Consider the following 20,228-nt stretch of genomic DNA (forward strand, 5'->3'; position numbering starts at 1 on the left):
GCCCGGCCCTTCAGAGGCTCGCTGCCGCACCGCGGCGCTACGCCACTACCTCGCTCCGCAGCGTCGCGACCCTCACTTCTTGCGGCGACGCCCGCCCGCCTTGCCCTGCTGCTTGCGGCGCTCCGCGCGCGTGAGGCCGTCGGCCTCGGAGCGGACCGGCTCATCGTCGGGCAGGTCGCCCTCGACGATGCCGCCCTCGCCGTCCACGGTCGGCGCGGAGAAGTGCAGCCGGTCGCGACGCTGAGGGGCCTCCAGGCCCTTCGCGCGGATCTCCGGACGGGAGGCACCCGCCTGGGCCGGCACCGCCTCGCCCTTCTCCAGGGACGGCTTGGTGTCCTCGACCGGGACCTCCTCGACCTGCTGCTCGACCTGGACCTCCAGGTTGAACAGATAGCCGACGGACTCCTCCTTGATGCCCTCCATCATGGCCTGGAACATGTCGAAGCCCTCACGCTGGTACTCGACCAGCGGGTCCTTCTGGGCCATCGCGCGCAGGCCGATGCCCTCCTGGAGGTAGTCCATCTCGTAGAGGTGCTCACGCCACTTGCGGTCCAGCACCGACAGGACGACCCGGCGCTCCAGCTCACGCATGATCTCGGAGCCGAGCTGCGCCTCCCGCGCCTCGTACTGCTCGTGGATGTCGTCCTTGATGGACTCGGCGATGAACTCGGCGGTCAGCCCGGCCCGGTCGCCGGCCGCCTCCTCCAGCTCGTCGACGGTGACCTTCACCGGGTAGAGCTGCTTGAAGGCGCCCCACAGCCGGTCCAGGTCCCACTCCTCGGCGAAGCCCTCTGCGGTCTCGGCGCCGATGTACGCGTCGATCGTGTCGTCCATGAAGTGCTGGATCTGCTCGTGCAGGTCCTCGCCCTCCAGGACGCGGCGCCGCTCGCCGTAGATGACCTCGCGCTGCCGGTTGAGGACCTCGTCGTACTTGAGGACGTTCTTCCGGGTCTCGAAGTTCTGCTGCTCGACCTGCGACTGGGCGGAGGCGATCGCGCGCGTGACCATCTTGTTCTCGATCGGGACGTCGTCCGGCACGTTGGCCATGGACATCACGCGCTCGACCATCTGGGCCTTGAAGAGCCTCATCAGGTCGTCGCCGAGGGACAGGTAGAACCGCGACTCACCAGGGTCACCCTGACGACCGGAACGACCGCGCAGCTGGTTGTCGATACGACGCGACTCGTGCCGCTCGGTGCCCAGGACGTAGAGGCCGCCGAGGGACTCGACCTCGTCCTTCTCGGCCTTGACCGCCTCCTCGGCCTTCGCGAGGGCCTCGGGCAGGGCCTGGGCCCACTCCTCGATGTGCTCCTCGGGGTCGAGGCCGCGCTGGCGCAGCTCCGCCTCGGCGAGGTCCTCGGGGTTGCCGCCGAGCTTGATGTCCGTACCACGGCCGGCCATGTTCGTGGCCACCGTGACGGCGCCCTTGCGGCCGGCCTGGGCGACGATGATCGCCTCACGGTCGTGCTGCTTGGCGTTGAGCACCTCATGCTGGACACCACGCTTGGAGAGCTGCTGCGAGAGGTACTCGGACTTCTCGACCGACGTCGTACCGACGAGGATCGGCTGGCCCTTCTCGTGCTTCTCGACGATGTCGTCGACGACCGCCTCGAACTTCGCGACCTCGGTGCGGTAGATCAGGTCCGACTGGTCCTTGCGGACCATGGGGCGGTTGGTCGGGATCGGGACGACGCCGAGCTTGTAGATCTGGTGGAACTCGGCGGCCTCGGTCATCGCCGTACCAGTCATGCCGCAGAGACCGGGCCGTTCCTTGCCGTTGTGGTCGTGGCGCTTGTAGAGGCGGAAGAAGTTCTGCAGGGTGATCGTGGCGAGCGTCTGGTTCTCGTCCTTGATGTCCACCCCTTCCTTCGCCTCGATCGCCTGGTGCATGCCCTCGTTGTAGCGGCGGCCGGCGAGGATACGGCCGGTGTGCTCGTCGACGATCATGACTTCGCCGTCCATGACGACGTAGTCCTTGTCCTTCTTGAAGAGCTCCTTGGCCTTGATGGCGTTGTTCAGGTAGCCCACCAGAGGGGTGTTCACCGACTCGTAGAGGTTGTCGATGCCCAGCCAGTCCTCGACCTTGGAGACGCCGGACTCGTGGATGGCGACGGTGCGCTTCTTCTCGTCGACCTCGTAGTCGCCGGTCTCCTCGATGCCCTTCAGGGGGTTACCGGGCTCGCCCTTCTTCAGGCGCGTGACCAGCTTGGCGAAATCGCCGTACCACTTGGTGGCCTGGTCGGCCGGACCGGAGATGATCAGCGGCGTACGGGCCTCGTCGACGAGGATCGAGTCGACCTCGTCGACGATCGCGAAGTTGTGGCCGCGCTGGACCAGCTCGTCCTTGGACCACGCCATGTTGTCGCGCAGGTAGTCAAAACCGAACTCGTTGTTCGTGCCGTACGTGATGTCGCACGAGTACTGCTCGCGACGCTGGGCCGGCGTCATGTTGGCGAGGATGCAGCCGACGCTCAGACCCAGGAACTTGTGGACGCGACCCATCATCTCGGAGTCACGCTCGGCCAGGTAGTCGTTGACCGTGATCAGGTGGACGCCCTCACCGGACAGAGCGTTCAGATACGCGGGCAGCGTGCCGACGAGGGTCTTGCCCTCACCGGTCTTCATCTCGGCCACATAACCGAGGTGGAGGGCGGCGCCACCCATGATCTGCACGTCGTAGTGACGCTGGCCGAGCGCGCGCTTGGCGCCCTCGCGCACGGTGGCGAACGCCTCGGGGAGCAGGTCGTCCAGGCTCTCACCGTCGGCGTACCGCTGCTTGTACTCATCGGTGAGGGCGCGCAGCTCGGCGTCGGAGAGGTCGACGAAGTCCTCTTCGATGGAGTTGACCTGGTCCGCGATGCGGTGCAGCTTGCGCAGGATCTTGCCTTCGCCTGCACGCATGATCTTCGAGAGGACGGACACGGGGGTTTGTCTCCTTGCCGGTCGGGCCTGGGACGGTCGGTTTCAATGACACTTGGCAGTTTTCAATCACAGCTTGAGCAACGGCCATCGTAAGCGAGGACCCCACCGTGCCGGGAGGTCTGTCAGCGACAGCCACCAGGACAACGGACGGGCGTCACTGATGGTGCCGCGTTCCGCCCACGAAACGCACGAATTGTGCCCCTGTCCGCACGCCCCGTGCCTCCCGCCACCCGGGACCCTCCACAGGACGGCCGCAATTGAGATGGCGCCCTTCCGCCACGCCGAGCAGAATCGCCCGATGGAACCCGTCACCCTGACCACCGAGCGCCTGCTCCTGCGCACCGTGGACGCGCACGACACCGACACGGTGTACGCGGCCGCACAGGACCCGGACATCCAGCGCTGGACGACGATCCCCTCACCGTACCTGCGCGAGCACGCCGTGGGTTTCGTCGAGCAGGCGGTTCCCGAGGGCTGGACCAACGCCTCCATGTTCACCTTCGGCGTCTTCCTCCCCTCCGGGGAGCTGGCGGGCATGCTCGGCATCACCATGCGTTCCCTCGGCACCGCCGAGATCGGCTTCTGGGCCGCCAAGGAACACCGCCGCAACGGCTACATCACCGAGGCCACCCTCGCCGCCGCCCGCTGGGCCTTCACCGCCCTCGCCATCGACCGCCTCGAATGGCGCGCCGAAGTAGGCAACACCGCCTCCCGCGCGGTAGCCGAACACACCGGCTTCACCCTGGAAGGCACCCTCCGCTCCGCCCTCAACAACAACGGAGTCCGCCGCGACTGCTGGATAGCCTCCTTGCTCCCGTCCGACCTGGGCCTGCCTTCTACGGCGCCGTATCTGCCGGCGCCGTCATAGAACGCTTCCGCTCCCAGCTGCGGGCAATCGTGCCGCTGGGGCGACTACCCACCCCCGTCGCCATAGCTGCGGGCAATCGTGCCGCGCGGGCGGCTGCCCGCCAACGCAGCGGCACTGGGAAGTCGACCTGTCATAGCTGCCGTAGCTGCCGTAGCTGCCGTAGCTGCCGTAGCTGCGGGCGATCATGCCGCTGGGGCGGCACGGGTGGGCGCAGCGGCACCTCGTAGCGCCGAGCAGCGCACCCAACCCCCGCCCAGCCCCGGCGCCGGGCGCCGCACGACCGACCCCGAACCCAGCCCCGAATCCCCAGCTCACCCCAGCCTGTCAGTGGCCTCCCCTACGCTGCGCACCATGACACCCGACCCGCGCCCCACCACAGAACTCACCGCAGACGAGGCCCGCCGAATCGCCCTCCGGGCACAGGGCTTCCTCGGCGCCCCCGACCGCAGGTCCGGCGTCCGCGGCGTGCTCCGACACCTTGGCGCGGTCCAACTCGACACCATCTCGGTCCTCGCCCGCTCCCACGAACTCATCCCGTACGCCCGCCTCGGCGCCATAGGCCGCACCACAGTCGACAAGGCCTACTGGACCACCGCACCCACGGGCGCCCTTTCGGCACGCCCCCACGCCTTCGAGTACTGGTCCCACGCCGCCTGCATCCTCCCCATCGAGGAATGGCCCCACTTCGCCTTCCGCCGCCGCTCCTACCGCGCCCGCCCTCACTGGAACCACCCACTCCCCGACGGCGCCTACGACCGCGTCATCAAACAACTCCGCGCCGAGGGCCCCCTCACCGCAACGGAGTTGGGCGGCGCGAAACGCACCAGCGAATGGTGGGACTGGTCCGGCGAGAAGGTCGCCGTCGAACGCGCCCTGATGTACGGCGAGGTGGTCTGCGTGGAGCGCCGTGGCTGGAAACGGGTGTACGACCTGGCCGAGCGCGCCGTCCCGAACGCGCTGCTCCACGACGAACTGGACGACAGGGAGTGCCTGCGCCGCCTGATCCGCCAGGCCGGCGAGGCCCTGGGCGTCGGCACACGCGCGGACATCGCCGACTACCACCGCCTCAAGGCCGAGCAGTTCGACGAGGTGATCGCCGACTCCGGCCTGATCCCGGTGACGGTGCAGGGCTGGGGCAAACCCGCCTGGGCCGACCCGGCGGCCCTGGAAACCGCCCCGCGCGGCCGCCACCGTACGACGCTCCTCTCCCCGTTCGACTCCCTGATCTGGGAACGGGCCCGCACGGAACGGATCTTCGGCTTCACCCACCGCCTGGAGGCCTACGTCCCCAAACAGAAGCGTGTCCACGGCTACTTCGCGATGCCGGTCCTCGCCGGCGGCCGGCTGGTCGGCCGTGTCGACCCCGCCCGCGACGGCCGGACCCTGGTCGCCAAGCAGATCACTCTGGACGGTCCCAAAGCGATCCCCGCGGTGGCCCAAGCCCTGCTGGAGGCAGCGAGCTGGGTGGACTGCACCGACGTACGCGTGGAACGCGTGGCCCCCGAACTGCGCGAACCCCTCCTGAGAGCGCTCGCCTAGCGATTCTCAACGTGTCTCGACGGATCTCAGCGGATCTCGAGGATCTTCTCCCGCATCGCGTACACCACGGCCTCCATCCTGGAATGCAGCTGAAGCTTTTCCAGGATGTTGCGCACATGGTTCTTCACGGTGTTCTCGGAAATGAACAGCTCCTTGGCGATGTCCCGGTTGTTCATCCCCGTCGCCACGAGCTTGAGCACTTCGAGTTCCCGGTCCGTCAGCCGCGGCGCGGGCACCAGCCGCCGCTCGTCCGTCCGCTGGATCATGGACTTGAACTCGGTGAGCAGTTTCGACGCCATCGAGGGGCTGATCTGCGACTGCCCGTCGGCGACCGCGCGAATGGCCGTGGCCACCTCGTCCGTGGAGATCTCCTTGAGGAGATACCCGGTCGCACCGGCCTTGATCGCGTCGTAGAGGTCGGCCTCCTCGTCGCTGATCGTCAGCATGATGATCTTCGCGCTGGGGGCGACTTCCTTGATGGAGGTGCACGCCTCGATCCCGCCGCGCCTGGGCATCCGTACGTCCATCAGCACGATGTCCGGCAGCAGGTCCGCGGCCTTGTCGACCGCCTCCGCCCCGTCACCGGCCTCGCCGACGACCTGGATGTCCTCCTCGGCGGCGAGCACAATCTCCAGACCACGGCGGAAGAGCGCGTGGTCGTCCACGACAAGGACCCGGATGGGCTCCTTGCGTGGGGAGCCCGCGGGTCCCATGCCGACGGAGCTTTCGCCGGCATCCTCGTCACGCATCGGTCCGAAGCTGCTGTCCGCCATCGTTCCTCCCCCTGAAGGCCGTGGCCTGTGTTCCTGTGCCATCGCCAACCCAAGGCAACGGCCCGCCGGTTGGGGCCGGTTCGGCCATGATTTCATGCCCGGCCGACAGTGCGGTGACAGAGCGAGCCGCAAGGGGCCGCACACCGGTGCCCCTGGGGGCGCACGCGCGCTCCAGGGGCACCGGTTCAGCTGTCACCCGGCGCGGTCAGCCGCCGAGCGTGCCGCCCGCGGCGTCCGCATGCGCCTGGGCGACCATCGGGTCCGTGCTGAGGTGGATGACGCCGTAGTCGTAGGCGTGCCGCCGGTAGACGACACTCGGTTCCTTGGTCTCGGAGTCGACGAACAGATAGAAGTCGTGCCCGACCAGCTCCATCTCGTAGAGAGCCTGGTCGAGGGTCATCGGGGACGCGACATGGGTCTTCTCACGGACGATGAGGGGGCCTTCGCCCTTCACTTCCAGCGAGCCGATCCTCTTGGTGGGCACGCCCTCCGACTTCTCCTCGTCGGCGACGTATCCGTTGCCGTTGAGGGTCGCCACGCCCGGAACGTGGTCGGCGACCTCCGCGGCCGTGAGCCTGCGCGCGCCTCGGCGCGTGTAACGCTTGTCGTGCTGCTTGCGCAGCCGGGCTTCGAGCTTGTCCGCCGCCAGGTCGAGCGCCGCATAGGGATCGCTCGCCGCTGCCTCCGCCCGGATCACCGGTCCGCGGGAGTGGAGCGTGATCTCCACCCGGTCACTGCGGTCGGCCTGTCGGGGGTTGGGCTCCTTGGACACCTCGACGTCGAGGCTGATCACCTTGCCATCGAGCTTCTGGATCTTCTCCAGCTTCAGCTTCTCGGCCACGTGCTTGCGGAACCGCTCGGGCACCTCGGTCTTGCGGCCCTTGACGACGATGTCCACGCAGAACTCCGTTCCCGGATCGCTCCGCTCCACTGGCGGAGCATCTCCCTTGTGCACCAGGTTCCGGTTCGGTCCGGAACCGCGGACTCGGTGACTTCCACCTCCTCCTCCCCCGAGGACAAGATCTCCACCCCACCGAAGCGGGTGATTGCAGAAAACCCGCAGTACGGCATTCGGATATGTGGTGAACGGCTGGGGCCATTCCCGTACAACCGAACATATCTCGCCCGGACGGATGTCGTCACCCTCTACCGAGACGTACCTCCGTTCAGGTGAATAGGCCCTCTCATTACCTGCAACGATGCAAGTTCACTGTCAGTTCCGGTTTATCCGGAAAGAATCCGGCGGCGCCGCCACCACGGCCGCACAGATCCCGTCCCGGGCACCCTCCACACCGGCCATTCCCCTCACCCCGAACGTCCGGACCACCTCTTCCGCTGTTCGCCCCACGCCCGACGCCCTTACCGCCGGCCTCGGCGACGACCTCGCCTCCGGCCGCGTTACGGCCGACCTCACGGCCGAATCCCCTGCGACCGGCCGCGCGCCCGGCCCCCTTGCTGCTCGCCCCGCAGCCGACGCCCCTGAAATCGCGCACCCGGCCCGTGCCGCCCGCACCGCACGCGCCGCCTCCGAGAGCGAGGCGCCCGTCGTCATCAGGTCGTCCACGAGCACGACCCGACCACCGCCCAGCAGCCGAGCGCCCCCGGCCACCACCTCCAGAGCACCCGCGAGATTGTCCACTCGCTGCCGGGAGTCCAGCCCCGACTGATCGGCCACCGCACGCCGCTGCCGCAGCACCCCGGCTACCCGGGCCGACACCCCGGCACGCCTCAGCACCCCGGCGGCCGCGAGCGCGATCCGCCGGGCAGGGTCGTGCCCACGGGCTCGGATGGCGCGGCGGGCGGAGGGGACGGGGACGAGCAGTACGGGCTCTTCCTCCAGTACGTGCTCTTCCTCGGGGGCCCCGCCCCCTCCCCCACCCCTCCCCCACCGCATCTCACCCCACGTCTCGTCCAGCCCCGCCCGCACCGCCCCCGCCAAGGCCATACCCAGTGGTTCGGCGAGCGCCAGCGCACCCCGTTCCTTGTGCGCGAGCAGCGTGGCCCGTACCGCGTCCTCGTACGGAGCCGCCGCGTACACCACGGGCAGCCCCGAAGGCTCCGGCACCGGTCGCACCCGGCCCGGCGGGGCCCCGGTCAGCTCGGCGCGGCACTCCGGGCAGAGCACCGCGCGAGGTCTGCCGCAGCCTCCGCACTCGGCCGGCAGCACCAGATCCGTGAGGTCCTGCCACCACCCCCGCATGCCGACCACTGTGCCAATGCGGACGGGGCCGTGCCACCCCTGTGGAAAACCACCTGTGGACAACTCATCGCAACCGCACTCGGCGGTCACCCGCACGAGCGACACGCGAGCGAACGAGGCCACGCACGTCATCAATTGGCAGCTCAGTCCCACCAACACCCCACAAGCGAGGCATCCCGCTGAGACAGAACTGCCAATCGCCAACGCCCGAGGCCGCCACCCCGGACAACCCAAGGCCGCCACCCCGGACAACCCCAGACCGTCACCCCGGATAAACCGGCGCCGTCCCCTCCTTGACCACCGTCTGCCACTGCGAGCCCGGAGACAGGCGGACGATCCCGTCCGCCGAGTGGGCGACCAGGGGCTGGCTCTCGTCCTCGGAGGCGGCGATCTCCTCCACGCCGGTGAGGGGGGAGGGTGCCGGGCCGGACAGGGTGGAGCCGTCGACCTGGACGTACCGGGTCTGCTGCACACCACCGTGCTCGCGGCCGACCACCACGAGTCGGCTGTCGCCGGCCCAGGACATGGCGGAGACGTCCTCCAGATCCTGTGTCACGGATCGGAGTTCGACGATGGAGACGGTGGTGCCGTCCGCGTCGGCGTCCCGCTCGATCCGGCCGATGAACAGCGACCGCTCGCCGTCCTTCTCCACGATCAGCGCGGCCCGTACCCCGTCGGCGGCCACGCGCACCGCCTCGATGCGCCCGTCGAGCCCGGGTGTCCTGACCTCCAGCGGTTCGCCCATGCCGTCCGCCAGCACCAGCAGCCGGGGGTTCTTGGGGTCACGGTCGGCCACCCACAGGTCGCCCCGCCCGTCCCAACTCGGCGTCGTCAGCCGATCCTTCACGGTGGCGCCCGCGCTGCGCAGCACCGGGTCGCCGATCGTCCCGCCCGTCGTCAGCGGCGCCACGTACAGTTCGCTGCCGTCGGCCGACACCCCGGCGGCCCGCTCCTCGCCGCGTGACACGGCGGCCGACCTCAGCTGCTTCTCGCCCTCGCCGAGCCCGCCGGGCACCGGCGTCGGCGTGGACACGGCATCCCTCTCGGGCAGGCGTACGAGTTTGTGCTCGCCGTCGATGAAGTACTGGTACTCGGCGCTCTTGCCGTACCCGTGCGAGGCGATGATGCCGGCCTGGCCCTCGCTGAGTTCGCACAGCTGTGCTCCGGTCGACCCCTGCAGTTCGACCTCGTCCACGCCCGTGGGCATGTAGTCCTGGAGGGTGAAGAGGAGCTGTGCGGCCATCTCCTCGCACCTGCTCTCCGAGACGCGGTCGGCCTTCTCGTTGAGCGGCACGACGAGCTTGTTCTGGTCGTCGGGCGTCAGGGTCGTGGTGCCCTTCTTCAGCGCCGTACCCGAGGGGAAGCTCGTCCTCGCGACCCAGTTCAGCCAGCGGGTGGGGCCCTTCAGCAGGTCACGGACGACCTGGGTCACCGGGTCGACCTGGCTGCGCACGTAGACCGGGTCGGCGACCGTGCCGGGCTCACCGGACTGTGCGGCAGAGGTGAAGTAGTACTTGTTGATGGACTTGTAGTTGCGCTCGAAGTCCGACCGGCCGAGGACCACGCCCTGCGGCAGCTCGTCGATGCGCCACTGCTGGGTGTCCTTCACCTTCGTGAGGTGCACGGTCTTGCGGTACTCCCCGCCGACGGGTGTGTACGCGTGCTGCTCGTCGACCCGGGCGACCTTGTCGCCGGTCAGCTCGTATCGGTACTCGGTGCCGTCCGGCTGGCTCCCCGTGACCTGGGTGTAGGGGGTGGGCGCCTCGTCGAGGACCATGGTGGACGCCTGCGGGTCCCATGTTTTCAGCGCGTTGCCCGTGAGGTACTTGCGTGCTGTCTCGTAGTTGCGGTCGTCGCTGGTCAGGGCCTCCAGGAAGCCCTGCACGATCTCCTGCGGCCGGGCGTCCTCCCCGGGTGGCAGTGCGAAGACCCGCACCTGTGTGTCCTGCCGCGGGGTCGACTGGACGTCCCGCATGTCCCCGCTGTCCGGCATCGAGGCGCACCCGGCCAGGAGCACGGCACCCAGGCCGATGTACGCCGTTGTCCGTACCGGACGCGCGCGGCCGCGGACCGAACGTCCGCGGCCGCGCTTTTCACGGTCAGCGCCCACGGAATGCCTCCCCCTGCTCGTGCTGTTGCTCCGAGTGTGCCGAGCCGTTCTCATTCTCGGACGGCCGTTCCTCGGTGTCCCCCGCGTCGTCAGCCCGCTGTGCAGGTGGCGGTGCCGTGGGCCGGGGCACGACGCGTGCGCCGTTGCCGGGCAGTGCCGTCGGGTCGGCCGTGGGGACGTGTCCGGCGCCCGGCCTGGGCCCTATGGCCGTCCGTGCGGCGCCGTGCTCACCGGCCTGAACGGGGACCGTAGCGAGCTTGCCGCTGCCGCCGGAGGGCAGGCCGGCGCCGTCTCCGCGATTACGCCGGGAGTCCTTCGGTTCCAGGGGTATCGGGGATCCGCGCAGCGGCTCGTCCGCGGTGCGCGGCAGTGTGAGCCGGAACTGCGAACCCCCGCCCGGCTCACCCCAGGCCTGCAGCCAGCCACCGTGCAGCCTCGCGTCCTCCAGGGCGATCGACAGCCCGAGTCCGGTGCCGCCGGTGGTACGCGCGCGTGCCGGGTCGGCCCGCCAGAAGCGGCTGAACACGCGCGTCGCCTCGCCCGGTTTGAGGCCTACGCCGTAGTCGCGCACCGCGACCGCGACCGCGCCCCCCGCCGCCGCCAGCTTGACCACGACGTCGTTGCCCTCGCCGTGCTCCACCGCGTTCACCACGAGGTTCCGCAGCACCCGCTCGACACGCCGGGCGTCCGCCTCGGCGACGACGGGCTGCTGGTCCCCCAGGACCCGTATCTGCGTTCCCTTGCGCTCGGCGAGCGGCTCGGCCCCGGTGACGACCTTCCGTACGACGTCGCGCAGGTCTATCGGCTCGGCCTCCAGGGCCGCCGCACCCGCGTCGAACCGGCTGATCTCCAGCAGGTCCGCGAGCAACGACTCGAACCGGTCCAGCTGATCGGCGAGCAGTTCCGCCGAGCGTGCGGTCACCGGATCGAAGTCCACGCGCGCGTCATGGATGACGTCCGCCGCCATGCGCACGGTTGTCAACGGCGTACGCAGCTCGTGCGACACATCGGAGACGAACCGGCGCTGCATCCGCGACAGGTCCTCCAGCTGCTGGATCTTCAGCTGCAGGTTCTGGGCCATCTTGTTGAAGGCCTCGCCGAGCCGTGCGATGTCGTCCTCGCCGCTGACCTTCATACGTTCCTGCAGGCGCCCGGCGGACAGCCGCTCGGCGATCCCGGCCGCCATCCGTACGGGTGTGACGACCTGCCGTACGACGAGCCAGGCGATGGCGCCGAGGAGTACGACCACGAACAGCCCGGCCGTCGCGAGGGTGCCCTTCACGAGGCTGAGGGACTTCTCCTCCTGGGTGAGCGGGAAGAGGTAGTAGAGCTGGTAGGGGTTGCTGTTGGGGTCGCTGACCTGTTTGCCGATGATCAGGCCCGGCTGGGATTCCTGGCCGTTGTCGTAGTGGATCCGGGTGTAGCTCTGGACGGGGCCGGTGCCGTCGTCGATGCGTTCGCGCAGTTCCACGGGCACGCTGAGGTCCCATTTCACGCCTCCGGAGACGCGTGGTCCGAGGCCGCCGGTGTCGCCGTCCGCGGAGGCGGGGCTGAGCGTGACGACGTCGAAGGCGCCCTGGCCGCCGCTGGAGAGGGATGCCACGAGGTTGGTCATCCACTCGACGACGTTCTGCACGGGGTCGCCGTTGAGTTCGCCGCCCTCGTTGCCGCCCGCGCTCGCCGCGCTGTCGGCCCGCTGTTCGGCGACAGTGAATCCGCCGGTGGCCTGGCTCTGGGAGGCTTTGACCTTGGCGTCGAGCAGTCCGTTGCGGACCTGGCCGATGACGACGAAGCCCAGCAGCAGGACGACGCTGAGCGACATCAGCAGGGTGGTGACGACGATCCTGAGCTGGATGTTGCGCCGCCACAGCCGCATCACGGGCAGCAGCGGACGGCGCACCCAGCGCATGAACAGCCTCAGGACCGGGCTGCCCTGGACTCCGCCCTGCAGCAGCCCGCCCTCGAGGAAACGCCCCCAGCGGGAACCCGGCGTCTTCCGGCCGACAGGCCGCTCCGCGCGGGTCCCCGGCTGGCCGGGCGCCGAAGCGGCACTGTCCCCGGACATGTCAGCTGGGTCCTGCCTTGTATCCGACGCCACGTACGGTCACCACGATCTCCGGCCGCTCGGGGTCTTTCTCGACCTTGGAGCGCAGCCGCTGCACATGAACGTTCACCAGACGGGTGTCCGCCGCGTGGCGGTACCCCCAGACCTGCTCCAGCAGGACCTCACGGGTGAACACCTGCCATGGCTTGCGCGCCAGCGCGACCAGCAGGTCGAACTCCAGCGGCGTCAAAGCGATCGACTGCCCGTCCCGCTTCACGGAGTGCCCGGCCACGTCGATGACCAGGTCGCCTATGGCGAGCTGCTCGGGAGCCGGCTCCTCCGACCTCCGCAGACGCGCCCGGATCCGGGCCACGAGCTCCTTCGGCTTGAACGGCTTGACGATGTAGTCGTCCGCGCCCGACTCGAGGCCGACCACCACATCCACGGTGTCGCTCTTCGCCGTGAGCATCACGATCGGTACCCCGGACTCCGCCCTGATCAGGCGGCACACCTCGATACCGTCCCGGCCCGGCAGCATCAGATCGAGCAGCACAAGATCGGGTTTGGCCTCACGGAACGCGGCCAGCGCCTTGTCGCCGTCGGCTACGAAAGACGGCTCAAAACCTTCACCACGCAGCACAATGCCGAGCATCTCGGCCAGTGCGGTGTCGTCGTCGACGACAAGGACTCGTCCCTTCATGAATGCCATCATCCCATTAACTAAATCGTTACCTGGCGTGACCTGTCACACAGCTCCGCAAGCGCATCGGCCGTCACGGGCGACACGGCCCCTTCCTCGGTGACGATCGCCGTCACCAACTCGGACGGCGTCACGTCGAACGCCGGGTTGTACGCCTGTGTCCCCAGGGGCGCCACCGGTATACCGCCTCCCGCCTCTGCTCCCGCCACCGGCACCTGGGGTGCGGTGATCTCGGTCACCTCATGACCTGCTCGTTGCTCCACTTCGATGGACGCCCCGTCGGGGGTGTCCGGATCCACCGTCGTCACCGGCGCCACCACGATGAACGGCACGTGGTGGTACCGGGCCAGGACGGCGAGCGGGTACGTGCCCACCTTGTTCGCCACCGAACCGTCGGCGGCGATCCGGTCGGCCCCCACCACTACCGCGTCCACTTCTCCGGCCGCGAACAGTGAGCCCGCGGCGTTGTCCGTGAGCAAGGTGTACGCCATTCCGCTGCGCGCCGCCTCATAGGCGGTGAGCCGGGCGCCCTGCAGCAGTGGCCGCGTCTCGTCCACCCACAGCCTGCGCAGCCGGCCCGCGCGGTGCGCCGCGAGGGCCACCGCGAACGCCGTGCCCTCACCGCCCGAGACCAGCGACCCGGTGTTGCAGTGGGTGAGCACCCGGTGCCCACCGGCCGGGAGCAGCTCGTCGAGCAGCGCCAGCCCGTGCGCGGCCATGCGTTCGCTGGCTTGGGCGTCCTCCCGGTGCAGTGCCCGCGCGGCGGCGAGGGCGGCCTCGGCGGCCTGTTTCTGGTCGCCTTCGCGGCCGAGTTCGGCCCGGTAGGCGGCGTGTGCCCGGCGCACGCCCACGGCGAGGTTCACCGCGGTGGGGCGGGCGCCCGCGAGTGCGTCGGCGGCCTCCTCCACGTCGAAGCCTCGTGCGGCGGCGAGCGCGATCCCGTACGCCCCCGCGATGCCCAGCAGGGGTGCCCCGCGCACGGCGAGCGAACGGATCGCCTCCACGAGCGCGGGCGCGTCCGTGCACACCCGCTCGACCTCCTCGGCCGGCAGCCTCGTCTGGTCGATGAGGACCAGGACGGGGCCTTCGGGTGGCTCGTCCCAGCGGATCGCGGGTATCTCGGTCGGCCGGATGTCGTCGCCGGTTTGCGCGTACTGATCAGCCATGCGGTCAGTCTGCCCCCTATCCGGCGGACAATTGAAGGTGCGCAGCTCCTACGGCCCCCGGTCACTTCTCGGACACCGCGTGGCACGATGGGCGCCAACCTGCCGCCGCGACCGCGGACGAGCACCGTGAAGGAGCGACGATGAAGGACACTCCGGGCTGGGCCTCGCCCGGATCGGCCCCCTCGGACGGCGAGAAGCCGGACCAGCGGGGTGCCGCGCAGCCTGCTGACCAGGGTGGCACGGACCAGCCGCAGCCGTCGGACCACAGCGGCGCCGACCAGTCGCAGCCGTCGTCCCAGTGGTCCAAGGAGCAGCCCCCGCCCGCCCAGTGGGGCAATCCGAGCCCTCAGGGCCCCGGTCAGGCCCCGCCACCCCCACCCGGCCCGGGCTGGGGCGGCCACCCAGGCCAACCACCACACCCCGGTGGCGGCCCGTACCCGGGCCCCGGCGGTTACGGCGCCCCTGGCGGCTACGGAGCTCCCGGCGGCCCTCCCGGCTACGGCGCCCCCGGCTGGGGCGGCGGCGGTTGGGGCGGTCCCCCGCCCGCGGCCAAGCCCGGTGTGATCCCGCTGCGCCCGCTCGGCGTCGGCGAGATCCTCGACGGCGCGGTCTCCACCATGCGCACGCACTGGCGCACCGTCCTCGGCATCTCCCTGACCGTCGCGGTCGTCACCCAGATCGCCGTCATCCTGCTCCAGGGCCTCGTCCTCAACGACATGGCGAACTCGGACGTCCTCAACGACCCGACCGCCACGCCCGGCGAGCTGACCGAAGCTCTGGGCGAGACACTGCTGAGCACCATCGCGGTCGTGCTGATCTCCCTGCTGGGCACGATCGTCGCGACAGCCCTGCTGACGACCGTGACCAGCCGTGCCGTCCTCGGCAAGTCGGTCACCACCGCCGAGGCCTGGCGTGATGCCCATCCGCAGCTGTTGAGGCTGTTCGGCCTGACCCTGCTGCTGCCCCTGATCGGCAGCATGCTCATCGCCGTGGGCATCCTGCCCGGCGTCCTGGTCGTCGCCGGGGGCGGTGGCGGCGCGGGCGCGCTGCTCGCCGTCATCGGCGGACTCGGCACGTTCGTCGTGGCCCTGTGGCTGCTGACCCGCTTCTCGCTCGCCTCGCCCGCACTGATGCTGGAGAAGCAGGGCGTCTTCAAGTCGATGAACCGCTCCGTCAAGCTGGTGCGGGGCTCCTGGTGGCGGGTGTTCGGCATCCAGCTGCTCGCCATGATCATCGCCAATGTCGTGGCGTCGATCGTCGTGATCCCCTTCTCCGTCGCCGGCGCCCTCGTGGACGGAGACGGCGTCTCCACCTTCCTCGCCGGCAGCACGACCCTGGGCTGGACGTACCTCGTCATCAGCGGCATCGGCGCGGTGATCGGAGCCACGCTCACCTTCCCGATCAGCGCCGGTGTCACGGTGCTCCTCTACGTCGACCAGCGCATCCGTCGCGAGGCCCTCGACCTCGAACTGGCCCGCGCCGCCGGCATCCAGGACTACGGCTCCGACGCCCGCGGCACGACCCTGGGGAGCTGATGCGGTGAGACTCTCGGGGGGAGTGCCGACCGCCGTACCCGCCTCGTGGCGCTCGGCGGACGAGCCGCCGGTCACTCTCCCGCGCGACCCCGCGCGGGAGGCGGCAGAGCGTGAGCTGTCCAAGGGGATGTACCACGAGAACGACCCCAGTTGGTACGAGCGCGCCATGGACGCCTTCTGGGAGTGGCTCGACAAGCTGTTCGGCGCCGCCTCCGCCGCCACCCCGGGCGGTGCGCTCGGCCTCGCCGTCATCGTCCTGTTCGTCCTGGCACTCATCGGTGCCCTGTGGTGGCGCCTCGGCACCCCGCGCCGCACGCCCACCTCGTCCGCCACACTCTTCGACGACCGCCCCCGCAGCGCCGCCGAACACCGCGCCGCCGCCGAGGCACAGGCCGCCCAGGGCCACTGGAACCAGGCCGTCCAGGAACGCATGCGTGCCATCGTCCGATCTCTGGAGGAGCGCGCCCTGCTCGACGTACGCCCAGGCCGCACCGCCGACGAGGCGGCCTCCGAGGCAGGCGGCGTGCTCCCCGCCCACGCGGACCGACTGCGTGCCGCCGCCCGGGACTTCGACGACGTCACATACGGCGGCCGATCCGCAGCCGAAGGAACGTACCGCCGCCTCGCCGCCCTCGACGACGACCTGGAGCGCGCCAAACCCGCCCTTGTCGGCAGCAGCCGCTCCCAGATCGCGACGAGCACACCCCACAGCACCCGCCAGGGGGCCGCCGAATGACCACCGAGGCCACGCTCCCGTCCACCTCGGCCTCGCCCACCGCCCGTCAGGTGTGGACCCGCGCGCGCGGTGTCGTCATCGGGGCGGTCATCCTCCTGGCGGCCGCCGTCGTGATCGCCGTGATCCGCTCCGGCGCCGAGCACGGCCGCCTCGACCCGCGCTCCGCCGACCCCAACGGCAGCCGTGCCGTCGCCGAACTCCTCGACGACCAGGGCGTGTCCACCCGCCTGGTCACCACCCTCGACGAGGCGAGCGCCGCGGCCGGCCCCGACACCACGGTCCTGGTCGCCGTCCCGGACCTGCTGACCGACTCCCAGCAGAGCCGCCTCCGCGCGACGACCGAGACCTCCGGCGGCCGCACTGTCCTCGTCGCCCCCGGCTCCCCGTCGGTAAGCACCCTCGCCCCCGGCATAAGCTCCGACCCCGCCCCGAGCTTCGACTCCACGCTCGCGCCCCGCTGCGACCTGCCCGCCGCCCGCCGCGCGGGCACCGCCGACACCGGCGGCTTCCGCTACCAGGTCACCGCCCGCACCGCCGACACCTGCTACCCCAGCGAAGGACTGCCCACCCTGGTCCGCGTCCCGGCCGCCGAAGGAGGCGGCGACACCGTCGTACTCGGCGCCCCCGACATCCTCCACAACGACCGCCTCGACGACGAGGGCAACGCCTCCCTCGCCCTCCAACTCCTCGGCTCGCGCCCCCATCTGGTCTGGTACCTCCCCTCACTCGCCGACGACTCGACAACTGACACAGAGCCCCGCAGCTTCTTCGACCTGCTCCCCTCCGGCTGGCTCTGGGGCACCCTGCAGCTCTTCATCGCAGCAGCCCTGGCCGCCCTCTGGCGGGCACGCCGACTCGGCCCCCTGGTTGCCGAGAAACTCCCCGTCGCGATCCGCGCCTCCGAGACCGTCGAAGGCCGCGCCCGCCTCTACCGCAAGGCGAACGCCCGCGACCGCGCGGCCACCGCTCTTCGCTCCACCACCCGCACGCGCCTCGCCCCCCTCGTAGGTGTCCCCGTCTCCCGGGCGCACTCGCCCGAGGCCCTGCTCCCCGCCCTGTCCAGCCACCTCCACGGCAACGGACAGTCCCTGCACGCCCTCCTCTTCGGCCCGCCGCCCGGCGACGACACGGCCCTCATCACCCTCACCGACCAACTCGACGCCCTCGAAAGAGAGGTACGCCGTTCATGATGGACCCGACCACTGACAACGCCGGGACCACAGGAGATCCGGGCGCCGCCCGAGCCTCCCTGGAAGCCCTGCGCGCCGAGATCGCCAAAGCCGTGGTCGGCCAGGACCCCGCCGTGACCGGCCTCGTAGTCGCCCTCCTCTGCCGCGGGCACGTCCTGCTCGAAGGAGTCCCCGGGGTCGCCAAGACGCTGCTCGTCCGCGCCCTCGCAGCCGCACTCGAACTCGACACCAAGCGCGTCCAGTTCACCCCGGACCTCATGCCGAGCGACGTCACGGGCTCCCTCGTCTACGACACCCGCACCGCAGAGTTCTCCTTCCAGCCCGGCCCGGTCTTCACGAACCTCCTCCTCGCCGACGAGATCAACCGCACGCCCCCGAAGACCCAGTCGTCTCTCCTCGAAGCGATGGAGGAACGCCAGGTCACGGTCGACGGCACCCCCCGCTCCCTCCCCGACCCGTTCCTGGTCGCCGCGACCCAGAACCCGGTCGAGTACGAGGGCACCTACCCGCTTCCCGAGGCCCAGCTGGACCGTTTCCTCCTCAAACTGACGGTCCCCCTCCCCTCCCGCCAGGACGAGATCGACGTCCTCACCCGGCACGCCGAGGGCTTCAACCCACGCGACCTACGCGCTGCCGGCGTACGCCCCGTCGCGAACGCCGCCGACCTCGAAGCCGCCCGCGCCGCCGTCGCCAAGACCACGATCTCCCCCGAGATCACCGCCTACGTGGTGGACATCTGCCGCGCCACCCGCGAATCCCCGTCCCTCACCCTCGGTGTCTCCCCTCGAGGCGCCACCGCCCTCCTCGCGGCCTCCCGCGCCTGGGCCTGGCTGACGGGCCGCGACTATGTCATCCCGGACGACGTCAAGGCACTCGCGCTCCCGACCCTCCGCCACCGCGTCCAGCTCCGCCCGGAAGCCGAGATGGAAGGCGTGACGGCCGACGCGGTCATCAACGCGATCCTCACCCACGTCCCCGTTCCCCGCTGATGGCTCCCACCGGACGCGCCGCACTACTCGCGGCCCTCGGCTCCCTCCCCGTCGGCATCTGGGAACCCAGCTGGACGGGCGTCCTCGCCGTGAACGCCCCCCTGGCACTGGCGTGCGCCTGCGACTACGCCCTGGCCGCCCCCGTGCGCCGTCTGCGCCTCACGCGCTCCGGCGACACCTCCACACGCCTGGGCGAAACCGCGGACGTCACCCTCACCGTCATCAACCCCTCCAACCGCCCCCTGCGCGCCCGCCTCCGCGACGCCTGGCCCCCCAGCAGTTGGCTGCCCGGCGGCGAGGTCACCGCCTCCCGCCACCACCTCACGGTCCCCCCGGGCGAACGCCGACGCGTCACCACCCGCCTGCGCCCCACCCGCCGAGGAGACCGCCAGGCCGACAAGGTCACGATCCGCTCGTACGGCCCCCTCGGCCTCTTCGCCCGTCAGGGCAGCCACAAAGTCCCCTGGACCGTACGGGTCCTCCCCCCGTTCACCAGCCGCAAGCACCTGCCATCCAAACTGGCCCGCCTGCGCGAACTCGACGGCCGCACCAGCGTCCTGACCCGGGGCGAGGGCACGGAGTTCGACAGTCTCCGCGAGTACATTCCCGGCGACGACACCCGCTCCATCGACTGGCGCGCCACAGCCCGCCAGTCATCGGTCGCTGTACGCACCTGGCGCCCCGAACGCGACCGCCACATCCTCCTGGTTCTGGACACGGGCCGAACCTCCGCCGGCCGCGTCGGCGACGCCCCCCGCCTCGACGCCTCCATGGACGCGGCCCTCCTCCTGGCCGCCCTCGCCTCCCGCGCCGGCGACCGCGTGGACCTCCTGGCCTACGACCGCCGCGTCCGAGCCCTCGTCCAGGGCCGCTCCGCCGGCGACGTTCTCCCGTCCCTGGTCAACGCGATGGCCACCCTCGAACCGGAACTCATCGAAACGGACGCCCGAGGCCTCACAGCCACCGCACTTCGTACGGCCTCCCGCCGCACCCTGATCGTCCTCCTCACCAGCCTCGACGCAGCCCCCGTCGAACAGGGCCTCCTCCCCGTCCTGTCCCGCCTCACACAACGCCATACGGTCCTGGTGGCCTCCGTCGCCGACCCGCACATCGCCCGCATGGCAACCTCCCGAGGCAGCACAGAGGCCGTCTACGACGCCGCAGCAGCGGCCCAAGCCCAGACAGACCGCCACCGGACCGCCGAACAACTCCGCCGCCACGGCGTCACGGTCGTCGACGCGACTCCGGACGACTTGGCACCGGCCTTGGCTGACGCCTATCTGGCTCTGAAGGCAGCAGGACGCCTCTAGTCCCTCTGGTTCGGCGGGGGTGTAACCCTTTAAAAGGGAGACCTCTAAAGCCAAACGCAAAAAGGCCCACACCATTTATGGTGTGGGCCTTTCGCACTATTTGTTCGGCGGTGTCCTACTCTCCCACAGGGTCCCCCCTGCAGTAC

Annotated in this window: 15 protein-coding genes; 7 read left to right on the forward strand and 8 right to left on the reverse strand. The window is 70.2% G+C overall.

All coding sequences use genetic code 11. The features are described from left to right. Positions 1-72: 72 nt before the first annotated feature. On the reverse strand, positions 73-2,922 hold the full coding sequence (gene secA / locus F3T56_RS37595) for a preprotein translocase subunit SecA (RefSeq protein ID WP_149829966.1): 2,850 nt from the start codon (positions 2,920-2,922) through the stop codon (positions 73-75). Between the two features lie 298 nt (positions 2,923-3,220). Here secA and F3T56_RS37600 point away from each other — a divergent pair, with 298 nt between their 5' ends. After that, positions 3,221-3,790 carry a GNAT family N-acetyltransferase gene (locus F3T56_RS37600; protein ID WP_149829967.1) on the forward strand — a complete coding sequence of 190 codons (570 nt, stop codon included), beginning with the start codon at positions 3,221-3,223 and terminating at the stop codon, positions 3,788-3,790. Positions 3,791-4,141: 351 nt separating this feature from the next. Beyond that, positions 4,142-5,329 (forward strand): winged helix-turn-helix domain-containing protein, encoded by a 1,188-nt coding sequence (locus F3T56_RS37605; RefSeq protein WP_149829968.1) that lies wholly within the window; start codon positions 4,142-4,144, stop codon positions 5,327-5,329. A gap of 26 nt (positions 5,330-5,355) precedes the next feature. Here the strand turns inward: F3T56_RS37605 and F3T56_RS37610 are convergent, their stop codons facing one another. The 7 genes from F3T56_RS37610 to mtnA form a co-directional block, all read right to left on the reverse strand. Further along, positions 5,356-6,102, reverse strand: a complete 747-nt coding sequence (locus F3T56_RS37610; protein ID WP_149829969.1) for a response regulator — start codon at positions 6,100-6,102, stop codon at positions 5,356-5,358. Positions 6,103-6,307: 205 nt separating this feature from the next. Beyond that, on the reverse strand, positions 6,308-7,000 hold the full coding sequence (gene hpf / locus F3T56_RS37615; RefSeq protein WP_373313560.1) for a ribosome hibernation-promoting factor, HPF/YfiA family: 693 nt from the start codon (positions 6,998-7,000) through the stop codon (positions 6,308-6,310). 315 nt (positions 7,001-7,315) lie between these two features. Next, on the reverse strand, positions 7,316-8,302 hold the full coding sequence (locus F3T56_RS37625) for a ComF family protein (protein WP_149829972.1): 987 nt from the start codon (positions 8,300-8,302) through the stop codon (positions 7,316-7,318). A 262-nt stretch (positions 8,303-8,564) separates the two neighbouring features. After that, positions 8,565-10,412 carry an LpqB family beta-propeller domain-containing protein gene (locus tag F3T56_RS37630; protein ID WP_425473716.1) on the reverse strand — a complete coding sequence of 616 codons (1,848 nt, stop codon included), beginning with the start codon at positions 10,410-10,412 and terminating at the stop codon, positions 8,565-8,567. Further along, entirely contained in the window at positions 10,402-12,477 is a 2,076-nt protein-coding gene (gene mtrB, locus F3T56_RS37635; RefSeq protein WP_149829974.1) for an MtrAB system histidine kinase MtrB, read from the reverse strand. Before mtrB ends, F3T56_RS37630 begins: the two co-directional genes overlap by 11 nt. A 1-nt stretch (position 12,478) precedes the next feature. Continuing rightward, positions 12,479-13,168, reverse strand: a complete 690-nt coding sequence (gene mtrA, locus F3T56_RS37640) for a two-component system response regulator MtrA (RefSeq protein ID WP_189786864.1) — start codon at positions 13,166-13,168, stop codon at positions 12,479-12,481. Between the two features lie 8 nt (positions 13,169-13,176). Next, a complete protein-coding gene (gene mtnA, locus F3T56_RS37645) occupies positions 13,177-14,322 on the reverse strand; it encodes an S-methyl-5-thioribose-1-phosphate isomerase (protein WP_149829975.1) in 1,146 nt (381 codons plus the stop codon). 140 nt (positions 14,323-14,462) lie between these two features. Here mtnA and F3T56_RS37650 point away from each other — a divergent pair, with 140 nt between their 5' ends. The 5 genes from F3T56_RS37650 to F3T56_RS37670 are packed head-to-tail and all read left to right on the forward strand — an operon-like array spanning position 14,463 to position 20,082. Next, a complete protein-coding gene (locus F3T56_RS37650) occupies positions 14,463-15,857 on the forward strand; it encodes a DUF7847 domain-containing protein (RefSeq protein WP_149829976.1) in 1,395 nt (464 codons plus the stop codon). A 4-nt stretch (positions 15,858-15,861) separates the two neighbouring features. Continuing rightward, positions 15,862-16,593 carry a DUF4129 domain-containing protein gene (locus F3T56_RS37655; protein WP_149829977.1) on the forward strand — a complete coding sequence of 244 codons (732 nt, stop codon included), beginning with the start codon at positions 15,862-15,864 and terminating at the stop codon, positions 16,591-16,593. Beyond that, positions 16,590-17,783 carry a DUF4350 domain-containing protein gene (locus F3T56_RS37660; RefSeq protein ID WP_149829978.1) on the forward strand — a complete coding sequence of 398 codons (1,194 nt, stop codon included), beginning with the start codon at positions 16,590-16,592 and terminating at the stop codon, positions 17,781-17,783. The genes F3T56_RS37655 and F3T56_RS37660 overlap by 4 nt, the downstream gene beginning before the upstream one ends. After that, complete coding sequence (locus tag F3T56_RS37665) at positions 17,783-18,772, forward strand: AAA family ATPase (RefSeq protein WP_149829979.1); 990 nt, start codon at positions 17,783-17,785, stop codon at positions 18,770-18,772. The genes F3T56_RS37660 and F3T56_RS37665 overlap by 1 nt, the downstream gene beginning before the upstream one ends. Continuing rightward, on the forward strand, positions 18,772-20,082 hold the full coding sequence (locus tag F3T56_RS37670) for a DUF58 domain-containing protein (RefSeq protein WP_149829980.1): 1,311 nt from the start codon (positions 18,772-18,774) through the stop codon (positions 20,080-20,082). Before F3T56_RS37665 ends, F3T56_RS37670 begins: the two co-directional genes overlap by 1 nt. Positions 20,083-20,228 lie beyond the last annotated feature (146 nt).

This window comes from Streptomyces tailanensis, from assembly GCF_008386495.1.
Taxonomy (GTDB): domain Bacteria; phylum Actinomycetota; class Actinomycetes; order Streptomycetales; family Streptomycetaceae; genus Streptomyces; species Streptomyces tailanensis.

Coding starts and splice junctions, on each gene's coding strand:
- F3T56_RS37600 (WP_149829967.1), top strand. CDS start 3,221: ATGGAACCCGTCACCCTGACCACCGAGCGCCTGCTCCTGCGCACCGTG.
- F3T56_RS37605 (WP_149829968.1), top strand. CDS start 4,142: ATGACACCCGACCCGCGCCCCACCACAGAACTCACCGCAGACGAGGCC.
- F3T56_RS37610 (WP_149829969.1), bottom strand. CDS start 6,102: ATGGCGGACAGCAGCTTCGGACCGATGCGTGACGAGGATGCCGGCGAA.
- F3T56_RS37625 (WP_149829972.1), bottom strand. CDS start 8,302: ATGCGGGGGTGGTGGCAGGACCTCACGGATCTGGTGCTGCCGGCCGAG.
- mtrB (WP_149829974.1), bottom strand. CDS start 12,477: ATGTCCGGGGACAGTGCCGCTTCGGCGCCCGGCCAGCCGGGGACCCGC.
- mtrA (WP_189786864.1), bottom strand. CDS start 13,168: ATGATGGCATTCATGAAGGGACGAGTCCTTGTCGTCGACGACGACACC.
- mtnA (WP_149829975.1), bottom strand. CDS start 14,322: ATGGCTGATCAGTACGCGCAAACCGGCGACGACATCCGGCCGACCGAG.
- F3T56_RS37650 (WP_149829976.1), top strand. CDS start 14,463: ATGAAGGACACTCCGGGCTGGGCCTCGCCCGGATCGGCCCCCTCGGAC.
- F3T56_RS37660 (WP_149829978.1), top strand. CDS start 16,590: ATGACCACCGAGGCCACGCTCCCGTCCACCTCGGCCTCGCCCACCGCC.
- F3T56_RS37665 (WP_149829979.1), top strand. CDS start 17,783: ATGGACCCGACCACTGACAACGCCGGGACCACAGGAGATCCGGGCGCC.
- F3T56_RS37670 (WP_149829980.1), top strand. CDS start 18,772: ATGGCTCCCACCGGACGCGCCGCACTACTCGCGGCCCTCGGCTCCCTC.